Here is a 13,345-nt window from a genome sequence, read left to right on the forward strand (position 1 = left end):
AGGACGTCGTCGGCACCATGGCCGACCTCGTACGGCAGGGCAGGGTCCGCTACCTGGGCCTGTGCGGGGCGGGCGAGAAGACCATCCGTCGCGCCCACGCCGTCCACCCGCTGTCCGTCGTGCAGAGCGAGTTCTCGGTCTGGGAGCGGAACCTGGAGGACGGGGTCCTGCCGCTCCTGCGGGAACTCGGCATCGGCCTCGTCGGCTTCTGCCCGCTCGGCCGGGGCTTCCTGACCGGTGGCGTACGGCGCGCCGAGGACTACCCGGACGACGACTTCCGGCACCACGACCCGCGTCTGCAGGGCGTCAACTACGAACAGAACATGGCGATCGCCGCGAAGATCCGGGAGGTCGCCGAGCGCCACGGACTCACCCCGGCCCAGCTCGCCATCGCCTGGGCGCTGCACCAGGGCGACGACATCGTCCCCATCCCGGGCACCAAGCGGCGTACGTACCTGGAGGAGAACACCCGCTCCGCCACGGTGGCGCTCGGCGTGGACACGCTCGCCGAGATCGACGACGCCGTACGCGCCGAGCTGGTCGCCGGCCCTCGCTACAACGAGCGAATGATGGCCTACATCGACCGCTGACTCCTCCCGGCCAGGTTCTCGAGAGCCGTCCTCCGACGTGCCGCTCTCTTCTTTTCCCGCAGCAGAGCCCAGAGCCAGATACAGATCCTCAGGAGCAGCCGTGGACATACCGCACTGGCAGAAACACTGGAACGACCGCCGCGCTCCCTTCGCGGACGAGTGCCGGCAGGCCCGGGACGCCTTGCTGTCCGACCTGAAGCAACCCGGTGTCGCACAACAGCGCGTCCTCGCCGACGTCATCGACATGAGCGCGGGTTCGGTCCACTGGCGGGAGCGGGGCTACGACGCCGTCGCCGCCGACCCCGGCCTCTTCCGTTCGGTGCTGCCCATCATGCGCTACGACGACTTCGTACCGGAGATCGAGCGCGAGACCCGTACCAAGGGCGGAACCCTGACCTGCAGTCCGGTGCTGCGCTGGCTCAAGACCAGCGGGACCACCGGAGTCCCCAAGCTGGTGCCCTACACCCTGCACTGGCTTCTCACCTACCGCATCCCCGCCATGAAGGCGATGTGGGGCACGTACCTGGAGTACCACCCGGAGCTGCTCGACCACCCGTACGCGACGCTCGACACCCAGACCGTCCGGGAGGACGTCTTCGACTTCGTCCATGGGATCGGGCACCAGGCCGTCAGCAACCGGCACCCGCAGATCAACAGTCGCGACTGGAATCCGCCGTGGTACGAGTCGCCGTGGTTCGGCCCGGCCGTCCCCAGCGCCCACGAGGGCCGCATGTACCACCGCATCCGGCACCTCGTCGGCAGGGACCTGCACTACATCTCGGCGATCAACCCGAGCACCCTGATCTCCTTGCGGGACCTGCTGGCCGCGCACGGCACGGACCTGGTGCGCGACCTGCGCGAGGGAACGCTGGAGGGCAGGCCGTACACCGAACCCGACGAGCGGGCCGCCCGGCACCTCGAAGAGGTCCTGCGCAAGCCGGACTTCAGCCTCAAGGACGTGTGGCCCTCCCTCACCCTCTACACCTGCTGGCTCTCCGCCTCCGCCGGGCTGTACGCGGCCAAGCTGGACGCGGTCCTCCCCGGCGTCGACAAGCTGCCGTTCATGAGCTGCGGCACCGAGGGGGTCACCACCATCCCGGTGGACGACTCGCCACACAGCCAGCCGCTGGCCGTGGGGCAGGCGTACTTCGAGTTCGTACCCGCCGATGTGCCCCTGGGTGAACTCGTCGACAGCGGCGAGCCGGTTCACACGCTGTTGTTCGACGAGGTGGAACCCGGCCGCGACTACCACCTCATCATGACGCAGGGCAACGGCCTCTACCGCCTGTGGACGGGCGACATCTACCGCGTCGACCGGATCGTGGACGGCACCCCGTGGGTCCACTTCGTCCACCGTGACGGCATCTTCCACTCCTTCACCGGCGAGAAGATCACCGAGTCCCAGGTCACCGAGGCCATCCGGCGGGGTCTCGCGGCCAGCGGCCTCGGCACCGGGCTCTACATGTGCGGACCGCGGTGGGCGGAGCCCCCGTACTACATCGTCGTCGCCGAGGCCCCCGAGCCGTCACCGCGACTGGACAAGGCCCTGTCTGTCGACGTCGACAGCGCGTTGCACGACATCAACATCGAGTACGCGTCCAAGCGGGACAGCGGGCGGCTCGGCGCGCTGGAGGTCGTCACCGTGCCCCACGACGCCATTACCACCTACATCGAAAGCCGCCGCCAGGCGGGCAACGCCACCCAGTACAAGTACAAGCCGTTCCAGCAGGACATCGACTTCGTCGCCGCCATATCCGGCCGCATATCCGGCCGCTGAAAGGGGAGTTCGGACGTGATCGAGACCAAGAGGCCGCCGCAGAACATCCGCCGCGAGATCGTGGGCATCCCCGTCGAGGGCGCCGAACTGGCGCTGCACCTGTGGCGGCCGCGCGGACAGGTGAAAGGCGCCGTCTTCTACTTCCACGGACTGCAGTCGCACGCCGGCTGGCTGTGGGAGGTCGGGCCCCAGTTCGCCGACAACGACATCGCCTTCTACGTCCTCGACCGGCGCGGCAGCGGCATCAGCGGCGGCACACGGCACGACCTGCCCGACGTGGACACGGTGATCCGCGACTACGTGGCCGCGCTGGAGTACGTACGGGAGGCGGTCGGCGAGAGCGTGCCGCTGTCGCTCTTCGGGCACTGCCTGGGCGGCTCCTTCATGGCGGCGCTCATGCACCACCCGGACTTCACCACCCGCTACGACGCGGCCGTCTTCTGCTCGGCATGGCTGGGCAAACTGCACGCCACCCTCGACGACGAGCAGCTGCGGACCCTGGCGGCCGAGGCCGGCCAGGAGCCGTGGGACGCCGGGCTCAGGGCCCAGGACTTCACGGACGAGGCGCGCCACCGGCACTTCATCGACCACGACGACCTGGCGGTACGCGAACTGACCCGGCGCTCCCGGGGCGTGCTGCTCGACCTGGAGCGGCTGTACATGCGGCCCGAGCGGGCGCTGCCCGCGGTCCCGGCGGCCTACGTGTCCGGCATCAGCGACCCGATCATCGACCTCGACGACGCGCGGCGCACCTTCCTCGGGATGACCGGGAGCCACGGCGCCCTGCTCCAGTTCGCCACCGACAAGCACTACCTCTTCTACACCGACGTACGGGCCCGGCTCGTCGACTGGGCGTCCACGTTCACCCTCCTCCAGGGGCTGGACCGCCATGCCTGACGCCGCCGAGGCCGTCCTGTACCGGGTCGAGATGCCGATGGCGGTCTCCTTCGACCACCCCGCCAAACGCCGCTCCACCTCCGACAGCCTCCTGCTGCGCCTGGACGTCGACGGAGCGAGCGGCCTGGGGGAGTGCGCCCCCAGGGCGTACGTCACCGGGGAGACCACCGAGACCGTGACCGGCGCCCTTCGCCATGTGCCGCTGGACGAGATCTTCGCGCGGGTCCGCTCGACCGAACCGGCCGCGCTCCTCGCCCGGCTGCGCCACGATGGAGTCGCCGGGACCTTCGGCTTGCGAGGCGGCGGCAATCTGCTCTGCCTCCTGGAGACCGCGCTGCTCGACCTGCTGGGCAGGCGGCTGGGCCTGGGCGGGGCGGAACTGGTGCCCACCGAAGGGGCACCCGCCGCGCGCCGCCCCGCGCTGCCCGTCTCCCAGGTACTCGACCTCAGCCTCGACGTCGAGGAGTTCCTCGACACCCGCGGCCCCTTCCACTTCGTCAAGGTCAAGGCGGCCGACGACATCGCCCGCGACCTCCGCACGGTCACCGCGATCCGCGCCCGCCTCGGCGACACCGTCCCCGTCATGGTCGACGCCAACATGAGCTGGACCCCGGACGAGGCCCACGGGCACCTGGCCGCGCTGTGCGACGCCGGGGCCGACCTCGTCGAAGAGCCCCTGGCCAAGGGGTCCTGGGCGGATCTCGCCCGGCTGCGGGCCCGCACCGGTCTTCGCATCCTGCTCGACGAGTCGGTGTGCACCCTCGACGACGCCCGCACCGCCGTCGAGTCCGGGGCCTGCGACGCCTTCAACGTCCGGGTGGCGAAGAACGGCGGCCCGGTCACCGCCGCGCAAGTGATCGAGCTGGCCCGGCGCGCGGGCCTCGGCTTCCAGATCGGCGTCCAGGTCGCCGAGGTCGGACCGCTCATCAACGCCGGCCGCGCCCTCGCCTTCGCACACGGCGACGCGTTCACCGTGGAGGCCGGCCAGTCCGACCGCTTCTTCCCCGAACCGGTCGTCTCACCGCCCCCGGCGGTGTGCCGTACCACCAACACCATCACCCCGGCCCCCGGGCCCGGCTTCGGCCTCGACCTCAACGAACACGCCGAACCCTGGGCCGTGCTGCGCCGCACCGAGGGCGACACGTCCTGGCGGCCCCTCCCCGCTCCCGCGCCCCGTACGAAGGAACACGCATGACGACGTCCTACTTCTCCGACCTGGTGGTGGAGTTCCTGCACCAGCAGGGCATCGACAAGGTCGCCTTCAACCCCGGCGCGTCCTTCCGCGGCGTGCACGACTCCCTCGTCCACGCGGACAACGCCGAGATCGCCCCCGAGATTGTCATGACCTGCCACGAGGAGATCGCCGTGGCCGTGGCGCACGGCTACCACAAGGCGAGCGGCCGGCACATGGGTGTGTTCGTGCACGCCAACGTCGGTCTGCTGCACGCCTCGATGGCCGTCTTCAACGCCTGGTGCGACCGCGTACCGCTGTTCGTACTCGGCGGCAACGGCCCCGTCGACGCCGGCAAGCGCCGCCCGTGGATCGACTGGATCCACACCTCGCAGAACATCGAGTCCGTCGTCAAGGACTACGTGAAGTGGTGCGACCAGCCCATCGGCCAGCGGGCCACCGTCGAGTCCCTCTACCGCGCCTTCAAGCTGATGAACACGCCGATGCAGGCGCCGGTGTTCGTGGCACTCGACTTCGACGTGCAGGAGCAGCCGCTCGAGGAGGGCGTACGGCTGCTCCCCGCGCGGGCCACCGAGGCCGCCCGGCTGCCCGCGCTGAACGGCGCCGACCTCGACGACCTGACCGGGCGACTGCTCGCCGCCCGACTCCCGGTCCTGGTCGTCGACTTCTCGGGCCGTGACCCCGGTACCGTCGCGCAGCTGGTCGCGCTCGCCGACGCACTCGGCCTGGCCGTCGTCGACCGCGGCAACCGGCTCAACTTCCCCAACACCCACCAGCTCAACGTCAGTCACACCTCGGGCACGCTCCTGGCCGACGCCGACCTCGTCCTCGCCCTCGAGGTGCAGGACCTGGTCGGCGCCCTCGGCTCCTTTCTCACGCTCACCGACCAGGGAGCGCCCGCGAACGGCGCCGACATCGTCACCGTCGGCTTCAACGAACTGCTCACCAGCAAATGGGCCGCCGACTACCAGCAGTTCGTGCCGGTCACCCGCGCCGTCGCGGCCGACACCGCGGACTCGGTGGCCGCGCTGCGTACGGTCGTCGAGGACCCGGCCGGTCCGTTCGCGGCGCCCGCGTTCACCGAGCGCCGCGAACAGCGCACCAAGGCCCTCGCCGACCTGCACACCGAAGCCCGCGCCGACTGGGCGCGCCAGGCCGAGGAGGCGAAGGGCCGCGACCGTATCCACGTGTCCGCGGCCGTCGACGAGATCCACCGTGCGGTCCGCGACGAGGAGTGGATCCTCACCAACACCGGCAGCCTCACCATCGACGGCTGGGTGAAGAAGCTCTGGCCGCTGGAGCGACCCGGCAGCTACCTCGGCCTCAACGGCGGCGGCGGCCTCGGCTACGGTCTCGGCGCGTCGATCGGCGCGGCGCTCGCCCACCAGAGCGACGACACGCTCTGCGTCGACCTCCAGGCCGACGGCGACTTCCTCTACACGCCCAGCGCGCTGTGGACTCTCGCCGCCTACGACGTGCCGCTCCTGGTGATCGTCATGAACAACCGCCTCTACCTGAACTCCACCCAGCACGCCGAGCGCATCGCCGGCAACCGCGACCGGGACATCGACCGCGCGCACATCGCCACCAGTTTCTACGACCGGCCCGTCGACTTCGTGACACTGGCCCAGTCGTTCGGTGTCCACACCCTGCCGCGGGTGGAGCGCGTCGACGCCGTCGCGCCGACCGTGCGCGAGGCGGTCGCCCACATCAAGGAGCACGGCAAGCCCGTCCTCGTCGAGATCCTCATGGAGTGACCGGACCGGCCCGCCCGGTCCGGGCGGGCCACCGCCTTCCCAGCCCGCGACTTCCCAGGAGGCACCCACCATGACGGTGGTCTTCGAATGCATCTACGACGACGAGCGGCACTTCGGACTGGGCGTGCCGGAGGCCGGAGCGCCCCTGCGCCTGTATCCCCTGGCCGGTGACACCCTCGCCGCGCTGCTCACCAAGGCGGTCGGCGACGGGGCGGACACCGCCGCGCTGCTCACCCTGGGCCGGGCGGCCGTCGACGTACCGGCCGCGGAACGTCACCGGGCACGGCTGCTGCCGCCGTTGCTGCCCGCGCACGTGGGGGACGCGCTGGTCAGCGGCTTCATGATGACGCACAACGTGAAGGTCGGCGCCGAGGTCCCGGACCAGCCCAACTGGTTCGTCAAGGGGCTCGGGGACGTCCTGAAGGTGCCAGGCGAGGCGCTGTCCGTACCCGGCGACGCCGTGGCCGTGTGCGAGGAGGCCGAGGTGGTCCTCGTCTACGTGGGCGACGAACGGGGGACGCCCCGCTACGCCGGCTACACCTTCGGCAACGACGTCACCGACATAGGCCGCTTCAAGCAGCACGCCGGACACCTGTCGTACGCGAAGCTGTGCGACGCCGGGGTGGCCCCCTGGCTGCACCTCGGCGAACCGCCGCGCTCGGTGACGGGCGAGGTCACCGTCGAGCGCGGCGGGGCACCGGCCTGGAAGGGCGCGTTCACCACCGGTGTCGACGCCCTCCACTACGACCTGCCCACGATGATGTCGCGCCTCTTCTCCTACGAGGCCCTGCACCGCCCCGGCCGGGTGCACTACGTCTACATAGGCGCCGACCGCAGCAGCTTCCACGCCGGGTTCCGGACCGCGGACGGCGACCGGGTCACCATCGACGTCGCGAGCCACGGTGTGCGGCTGTCCCACCCGCTGGTGTGGACGCGCCGCCCCGGACAGGACTGACGCCGTGACCCCGCTGCGCCGACTCAGCGACGTCGAGGCGGCGTTCGCCCGCACCCACGCGCTGATGCACGGCACCACGCAGGTCACCACCCATGTCACGGTGCGCGGCGACCTGGAGCCCGAGCACTTCCGGCGCGGCGCCGAGCGGTGGGCCGCCGAGCTGCCGCTGCTGTCGTTGCGCATCGAGGAGCGGCCCGACGGCCTGTGGTTCACCACCGGCCCCGGACCCCGGCCCGGACAGATCCGACACGACCCGCTCGGCGCGCCGGACTCGCCCGACGACGCACTGCGCCGAGAGCTCAACGACGTGCTGGAGACCGGTGGTCCACTGTGGCGGCTGCGCCTCGTCCGCGACCCGGGCGCGGGTGCGTCGCACCTCTACTTCACCCGCAACCACGCGATCTCGGACGGCCACTCCACCGGTGCCGTGGTCCGCGCTCTGCTGGACGCGCTGTTCGCCCCGACCGACGGGGTGAGCGTTCACGACGTCCGGACCCTGCCGCCCAACGCCGACGCGTTGACGTACCGGCCGCCCGCGGGGCCGGACGCCCCGGTACGGGAGTCCGTGCCGCGGCCCGATCCCCTGCCGTTCGAGGCGCACCGGCCGTGGGACGAGCGGGCAGCGGACTTCGTCCCGCTGGCGTTCACCCGGGCGGAGAGCCTGGCCCTCAAGTCCTGGTGCAGGGAACGGGGGGTGACGGTCAATCAGTTCTTCGCGGTCGCGCTGGCCGAGTCGTACGCCGAGGTCACGGGCCGTTCGGAGGTGAATCTGTGCACGGCCGTGTCGCTGCGGCGACGATACGAGGAGAGCGCCGAACTGCCGGACGTGGGCTGTTTCATCAACGTCCTGAACGTTCCCGTGCGGGTCGGCCGGGGTGATCCGGCCGACGAAGCCCGTGACTACGCCGCGGCGCTGGCGCGGGCGGACGCCGCGTGGCGCCCGCCCCTGCGGGACCACGCGGTGATCCGGCGGGCGGTGGAGGAGACCGCGGCCGCCCGGTCGGCCCCCGGGATCTGCATCACCAACGTCGGTGTCGTCGACCCGGCGCTCGGCCCGCACACCGCCCGGGTCACCGGCTATCGCACCGTGGTCAACCGCGTGGGCGCCAACTACGGGGTCGTCCTCCATCTCGGCACCCTCGGCGGGGCGTTCACGACGGCACTCGCCTTCGGCACCCCCAGCACCGCCCCGGACACGGTGCGCGCCGTCGCGAAGGCACTGCGCGACCGCGCGCTACGCCCCGCCGCGACGCGCCGGGGTCTGCCGGCGGGGGCTTCCCGATGAGGTGCTCAGGCCTTGTCCTCGGTGTCCTCGGTGTCCTCGGTGCGCAGGACCAGGGCGAGGAGGCCGGGGAAGCGCTCGTCGAACTCGGTGCGGCGCAGCCGGTTGAGCCTCTTGGGTCCGGCGTCGCGCTGCTCCAGGAGGCCGGCCTCGCGCAGTACGGCGAAGTGGCGGCTGAGGGTCGCTTTGGTGACCGGCACGTCGAAGCTGCCGCACGCCCTTTCCCAGTCGGCGGCTCCGGCCAACTCCCGTACCAGGGTCTGGCGGACCGGGTCGGCGAGGGCGAGCAGCGCCGCCTCCAGCGGTACGTCGCCCGGGGGAGTGTGAACCGGTGGCGTCCGGTGACTCGCGGCTGCCGTCGGCTGTCGGCTCTCCGCGGTCGACCGCCCGCCCCGTGCCGTCGACTCTCGGCTCTGTGCCGTCATGGCTGGTTGCTCCGTCCCGACTCGCTTGGTCCGTGAGGCGTGCCGTACACGGATTGCAGAGTGTTCGATGATCTGCGTACACTCGGACTGTTCGCTTGTAGACGAACAGTCTACCGGAGCCCGCTGCGTATCGCCCGGCTCCGGCCCCCCACCGCCCTCCGGCACGACGGAAGGAAAACCGTGCCTCAGACCCAACCCCACAAGACCCGGCCGGGACTGACTCTGTTCGCGGCCTGCCTCGGTTTCGTGGTCGTCATCCTGGACGTCAGCGTCGTGAACGTCGCCACCAAGGCGCTCGGCGCGGACTTCGGCGGCAGTCTGTCCGGTCTTGAGTGGGTGATCAACGGCTACACGCTCACCTTCGCGGCCTTCCTCCTGACCGCCGGCGCCATGGGCGACCGTTACGACCCCAAGCAGATCTTCATGGCGGGCTTCGCGCTGTTCGCCGTGACGTCCCTGGCCTGCGGCGCCGCCCCCTCGTTGGTCGCCCTCATCGCCGCCCGTGTGGTCCAGGGCGTCGGCGCCGCGATGATCGTGCCGTCCTCGCTGTCGATCGTGAACACCAACTTCCCCGACCCGGCGGAACGCACCCGCGCCGTGAGCCTCTGGGCCGCGGCCGGCGGACTCGCCCTCGCGCTCGGCCCGGTCGTGGGCGGCCTGCTGGTGGACTCGCTCGGCTGGCGCTCGATCTTCTACGTCAACGTCCCCATCGCCGCCGTCGGCATCGTGCTCGTGCGGGCCCACGCCCGGCCCGCCCCCGCGCGCGACGCCTCGGTCCGCCGCTCGCTGGACCTGCCCGGTCAGCTGCTCGCCGTCGTCGGCCTGGGCGCGTTCACCGGAGCGATCGTGGAGGCCAACGCGCAGGGCTGGTCCTCGGCCACCGTCCTGACCTGCCTGGCCGTCTTCCTGGTCGCGCTGGTCGGCTTTCTCACGGCGGAGCGCCGCAGTGGCGACCCGATGCTGCCCCTCCACCTGTTCGGCCGACGGGCGTTCAGTTCCACGTCCCTCATCGGGGTGCTGCTGAACTTCGCCTTCTACGGGCTGATCTTCGTCTTCAGCCTCTTCTTCCAGCAGGTCTGGGACTACTCGCCCATCGGCGCCGGACTCGCGTTCCTCCCGATGACGGCCGCCATCATGATCGCGAACCTGTCGTGCGGTCCGCTGGTCAAGCGCTACGGCGCCCGGACCGTACTGATCACCGGCAACACCCTCGCCGTCCTCGGCTACCTGGCCACGGTCCCCGTCGTCGACTCCGGGGCGTACGCGCAGATGACCGCGCAGTTCGTCGTCGCCGGATTCGGCATCGGCCTGGTCGTCCCCTCCATGACCAACGCCATGCTCGGCTCCGTGGACCCGGCCAACGCCGGTATCGCCTCCGGCGTCCTCAACGCCTCGCGTCAACTGGGCGGCCTCATCGGCGTCGCGGTGATGGGTCTGCTCGTCGGCCAGGCCGCCTCCGACCACTTCCTGTCCGGCCTGCGCGCGGCCCTGCTCTGCGCCGTGGTGGCCCTCGCGATCAGCGCGGTGCTCAGCGCGGTCGGCCTGCCCAGGCGGCAGGCGACCACCGCGACGGCACCGGCGGCCGCCGCGTCCAAGGCCGGGTCCGAGCCCGCTCTGAAGACCGCCGACGCGCGCTGACGGCCGCCGCCCGGTCGCCCTACCCCAAGGAGTCCCCGTTCCATGCCTCACCTCGTGCTCGAATACTCCGGCAACGTCCGGGAGCGCATAGACCCGGCCGCCCTCTTCGGGAAGCTGCACACCGAACTGGCCTCCGTCGGAGGCTTCCGCATCCAGGACTTCAAGAGCCGTGCCGTCCGCATGGACCAGTACTTCATCGGGGACGGCACCCGCGAGCAGTCGTTCGTCAACCTCGACGTACGGACGTTCGGCGGCAAGTCCCCGGAGGCCAGGACGGCGGTGAGCGAGGCCGCCCTGACCGTACTCGCCGACGTCTTCGAGGCGACCCTGCGCGAGACGGCCTGCGACATCTCCGTCCAGATCACCGAGCTGGACCGCCCGAGCTTCGCCCGGACCCGGTCCGAGGACCACAGCGGCCGTCCCGCGGCCTGACCGGCCCGGCCCCCCCTCCACGTACAGGAGCAGAACCAGTCATGAGCGCATACGCAGACCAGCGCGTCCTGGTCGTCGGCGGCACCTCCGGTGTCGGCCTCGCCACCGCCCGGGAGTTCGTCACGCAAGGCGCCGAAACCGTCATCGCCTCGCGCAGCCCGCAGCGGCTCGACGCGGCCCTCTCGGTGCTCGGCGGGCTCACCGCGTCCGGCGGCGGGGCGGTGAACGGGCAGACCCTGGACATCCGTTCCGAGGAGGAGGTGGAGAAGTTCGCCGCCACCGCCGGGGAGTTCGACCACGTCGTCGTCTCGGCGGGGGAGACCCCCATGGGGCGGGTCGACGCCCTGCCGCTGGCCGACGCGTACGCCGCCATGGACAGCAAGTTCTGGGGCGCGTACCGCGTCGCCCGGTCCGTCCGCGTCCGGCCCTCCGGGTCGCTGACACTGCTCGCCGGCTACCTCTCCCAGCGGCCGGGCCGGGCCTCGGCCCTGCAGAGCGCCATCAACGCGGCCCTCGAGGCCCTCGTGCGCGGCCTGGCCCTGGAGTACGCGCCGCTGCGCGTCAACGCCGTCTCGCCGGGGCTCCTGCGGACCCCGCTCTGGGAGGGGATGGACGTCACCGCCCGCGAGCGGATGTACGAGGCGGCGACGCAACGCCTGCCCGTGGGGCGCGTGGGGGAGGCGGCCGACGTCGCTCAGGCGGTGCTCTTCGTCACCGGCAACGCCTACGCGACGGGCACCACCGTGTACGTCGACGGCGGCGGAGCCATCGCCTGACGGCACGTGACCCGACACCTCTCGCCGTACCGCGGCGGGTGCGCTGTGAGGCCCCGTCTCCGGTACTCGGGAGGCGGGGTTTCCCGCATATGTGACAGATCTCTTCTCCAGCGACCTACCGGCCGGTATACAAGCGATGTTGAGCGTGCAAGGAACGCCGCGTCAGTGTCGACGGAGGAGAGATGATGAACCATCACGTGGTCCGGGGCGACGCCACCCGAAGACGACGACATGCCTCCGCGCTGGGAGCCGCCCTCGGTTGCGGTGTCCTGCTCCTCGGCGTCGCCTCCGCGTCTCCCGCCGTCGCGAGCGGATCGCACTCCCATCGGGGAGCCGACTACGTGGCGCTCGGCGACTCGTACACCTCCGGACCCCTGATCCCTCGTCAGGTGGACGCCAACTGCGCCCGCTCCGACCAGAACTACCCCTCGCTCGTCGCGACGCGGCGGCCGACCAGATCGTTCACGGACGTGAGCTGCGCCGGCGCGACGACCGACGACATGTGGAACGCGCAGGGAACCAACGGACCCCAGCTGAACGCCGTCGAGCGCTCCACGGATCTGGTGACCGTGCAGATAGGCGGCAACGACATCGGCTTCGGCTCCATCATCGGCACCTGTGCCGCGCTGAGCTCCAAGGACCCGTCGGGCAACCCCTGCCAGCAGTACTACAACTCCTCGGGCTTCGACCAGCTGACGCGGAACATCATCGAGACGGCTCCCAAGATCGCACGGGTGTTGCGCGCCGTGCACGACAGGGCCCCGCACGCCCGGGTGCTCGTGGTCGGCTACCCGGACCTCCTGCCCGACGACGGCAGCGGCTGCTATCCGTCCGTCCCGTTCGCAGCCAAGGACTTCGCCTACCTGCGTGACGTCGGGAAGCGGCTCAACCTGATGATGCGCACGTTGGCCCTGTTCAGCCGTGCCGAATACGTCGACACGTACAAACCCACCGTCGGACACGACATGTGCAAGGCCCCCGCCGACCGGTGGATCGAGCCGCTGCAGCCCGCTTCACCCGCCGCCCCCGCACACCCCAACGCCAAGGGCGAGGCGGCCATGGCCGGGGCGGTGCTCCGGCGGCTGTAGCTCCTGCGGGGCGCGCGACCTCCATGGGCCCCATGGGCCCCACGAACTCCATGGACCAGGCATGTTTACACGATCTGCCCAGGGTCACACGGGTCAGTGAGCACCTGATGCCGAGAGCACCGAGAGGTGAGTTCCATGGCTCGCGAGCAGAAAGCCAAGGCCAAGGCCGAGCAGGCCAAGGGCAAGATCAAGGAGACCACGGGGCGTGCCGTGGGCAACGAGCGGATGACGGCCGAGGGGCGTGTGGAGAAGGCCAAGGGTGACGCGCGTCAGGCGAAGGAGAAGACCAAGGACATCTTCCGCGGCTGATGCCCGGCCGCTGGTGGGGTGGACGGTTTACACGGAGCAGGGGGGGGGGCGCGCGGGGGGGCGGGGGCCCCCCCCCCCCCCCCCCGTCCGGCTGGGGGGGGGGGCGGGGGGCGCCGGGGGGGGGGCGGGGGGGGGGGGGGCCCCGGGCCGGGCCCCCCACGCCCTGGAAGCACGTCAAGGCATGGCGCGTCCTGGCGTTCGGGTCGGGTCACCGATCGGCCGTGTAC

The 13,345-nt window shown here is 71.2% G+C and carries 13 protein-coding genes; 12 read left to right on the top strand and 1 reads right to left on the bottom strand.

The window, feature by feature from the left end:
• The 7 genes from KVT44_RS54270 to KVT44_RS54300 all read left to right on the top strand — a co-directional run.
• A partial coding sequence (locus KVT44_RS54270) for an aldo/keto reductase (RefSeq protein WP_217576485.1) occupies nt 1–590 on the top strand: 590 nt, incomplete at its 5' end.
• Between the two features lie 100 nt (nt 591–690).
• Nucleotides 691–2,367 (top strand): GH3 auxin-responsive promoter family protein, encoded by a 1,677-nt coding sequence (locus tag KVT44_RS54275; RefSeq protein WP_217576487.1) that lies wholly within the window; start codon nt 691–693, stop codon nt 2,365–2,367.
• A gap of 15 nt (nt 2,368–2,382) precedes the next feature.
• Entirely contained in the window at nt 2,383–3,264 is an 882-nt protein-coding gene (locus KVT44_RS54280; RefSeq protein WP_217576489.1) for an alpha/beta hydrolase, read from the top strand.
• On the top strand, nt 3,257–4,459 hold the full coding sequence (locus tag KVT44_RS54285) for a mandelate racemase/muconate lactonizing enzyme family protein (RefSeq protein WP_217576491.1): 1,203 nt from the start codon (nt 3,257–3,259) through the stop codon (nt 4,457–4,459). The genes KVT44_RS54280 and KVT44_RS54285 overlap by 8 nt, the downstream gene beginning before the upstream one ends.
• Complete coding sequence (locus KVT44_RS54290) at nt 4,456–6,213, top strand: thiamine pyrophosphate-binding protein (protein WP_217576493.1); 1,758 nt, start codon at nt 4,456–4,458, stop codon at nt 6,211–6,213. The genes KVT44_RS54285 and KVT44_RS54290 overlap by 4 nt, the downstream gene beginning before the upstream one ends.
• A 70-nt stretch (nt 6,214–6,283) precedes the next feature.
• Nucleotides 6,284–7,168 carry an FAH family protein gene (locus tag KVT44_RS54295; protein WP_217576495.1) on the top strand — a complete coding sequence of 295 codons (885 nt, stop codon included), beginning with the start codon at nt 6,284–6,286 and terminating at the stop codon, nt 7,166–7,168.
• A 4-nt stretch (nt 7,169–7,172) separates the two neighbouring features.
• The gene (locus KVT44_RS54300) at nt 7,173–8,453 is read left to right on the top strand and encodes a hypothetical protein (RefSeq protein WP_217576497.1); all 1,281 of its coding nucleotides are present in this window, start codon (nt 7,173–7,175) and stop codon (nt 8,451–8,453) included.
• A 5-nt stretch (nt 8,454–8,458) separates the two neighbouring features.
• On the opposite strand, the gene KVT44_RS54305 is transcribed toward KVT44_RS54300, so the two are convergent.
• Nucleotides 8,459–8,875, bottom strand: coding sequence for a helix-turn-helix transcriptional regulator (locus tag KVT44_RS54305; RefSeq protein ID WP_217576499.1), 417 nt, complete (start codon nt 8,873–8,875; stop codon nt 8,459–8,461).
• A 180-nt stretch (nt 8,876–9,055) separates the two neighbouring features.
• On the opposite strand from KVT44_RS54305, the gene KVT44_RS54310 reads away from it, so the two are divergent.
• The 5 genes from KVT44_RS54310 (at nt 9,056) to KVT44_RS54330 (ending at nt 13,118) form a co-directional block, all read left to right on the top strand.
• Complete coding sequence (locus tag KVT44_RS54310; protein ID WP_217576501.1) at nt 9,056–10,513, top strand: MFS transporter; 1,458 nt, start codon at nt 9,056–9,058, stop codon at nt 10,511–10,513.
• A gap of 42 nt (nt 10,514–10,555) precedes the next feature.
• A complete protein-coding gene (locus KVT44_RS54315) occupies nt 10,556–10,945 on the top strand; it encodes a 5-carboxymethyl-2-hydroxymuconate Delta-isomerase (RefSeq protein ID WP_217576503.1) in 390 nt (129 codons plus the stop codon).
• Nucleotides 10,946–10,986: 41 nt separating this feature from the next.
• Nucleotides 10,987–11,721, top strand: coding sequence for an SDR family oxidoreductase (locus KVT44_RS54320; protein ID WP_217576505.1), 735 nt, complete (start codon nt 10,987–10,989; stop codon nt 11,719–11,721).
• 182 nt (nt 11,722–11,903) lie between these two features.
• Nucleotides 11,904–12,809: an SGNH/GDSL hydrolase family protein gene (locus tag KVT44_RS54325; protein ID WP_254651172.1), complete on the top strand. Its 906-nt coding sequence runs from the start codon at nt 11,904–11,906 to the stop codon at nt 12,807–12,809.
• Between the two features lie 135 nt (nt 12,810–12,944).
• Complete coding sequence (locus KVT44_RS54330; protein ID WP_217576507.1) at nt 12,945–13,118, top strand: CsbD family protein; 174 nt, start codon at nt 12,945–12,947, stop codon at nt 13,116–13,118.
• Nucleotides 13,119–13,345: the final 227 nt, after the last annotated feature.

This window comes from Streptomyces sp. GbtcB7 (assembly GCF_019091445.1).
Lineage (GTDB): Bacteria > Actinomycetota > Actinomycetes > Streptomycetales > Streptomycetaceae > Streptomyces > Streptomyces mirabilis.

Coding starts and splice junctions, on each gene's coding strand:
- KVT44_RS54285 (WP_217576491.1), top strand. CDS start 3,257: ATGCCTGACGCCGCCGAGGCCGTCCTGTACCGGGTCGAGATGCCGATG.
- KVT44_RS54330 (WP_217576507.1), top strand. CDS start 12,945: ATGGCTCGCGAGCAGAAAGCCAAGGCCAAGGCCGAGCAGGCCAAGGGC.
- KVT44_RS54290 (WP_217576493.1), top strand. CDS start 4,456: ATGACGACGTCCTACTTCTCCGACCTGGTGGTGGAGTTCCTGCACCAG.
- KVT44_RS54315 (WP_217576503.1), top strand. CDS start 10,556: ATGCCTCACCTCGTGCTCGAATACTCCGGCAACGTCCGGGAGCGCATA.
- KVT44_RS54325 (WP_254651172.1), top strand. CDS start 11,904: ATGATGAACCATCACGTGGTCCGGGGCGACGCCACCCGAAGACGACGA.
- KVT44_RS54305 (WP_217576499.1), bottom strand. CDS start 8,875: ATGACGGCACAGAGCCGAGAGTCGACGGCACGGGGCGGGCGGTCGACC.
- KVT44_RS54320 (WP_217576505.1), top strand. CDS start 10,987: ATGAGCGCATACGCAGACCAGCGCGTCCTGGTCGTCGGCGGCACCTCC.
- KVT44_RS54295 (WP_217576495.1), top strand. CDS start 6,284: ATGACGGTGGTCTTCGAATGCATCTACGACGACGAGCGGCACTTCGGA.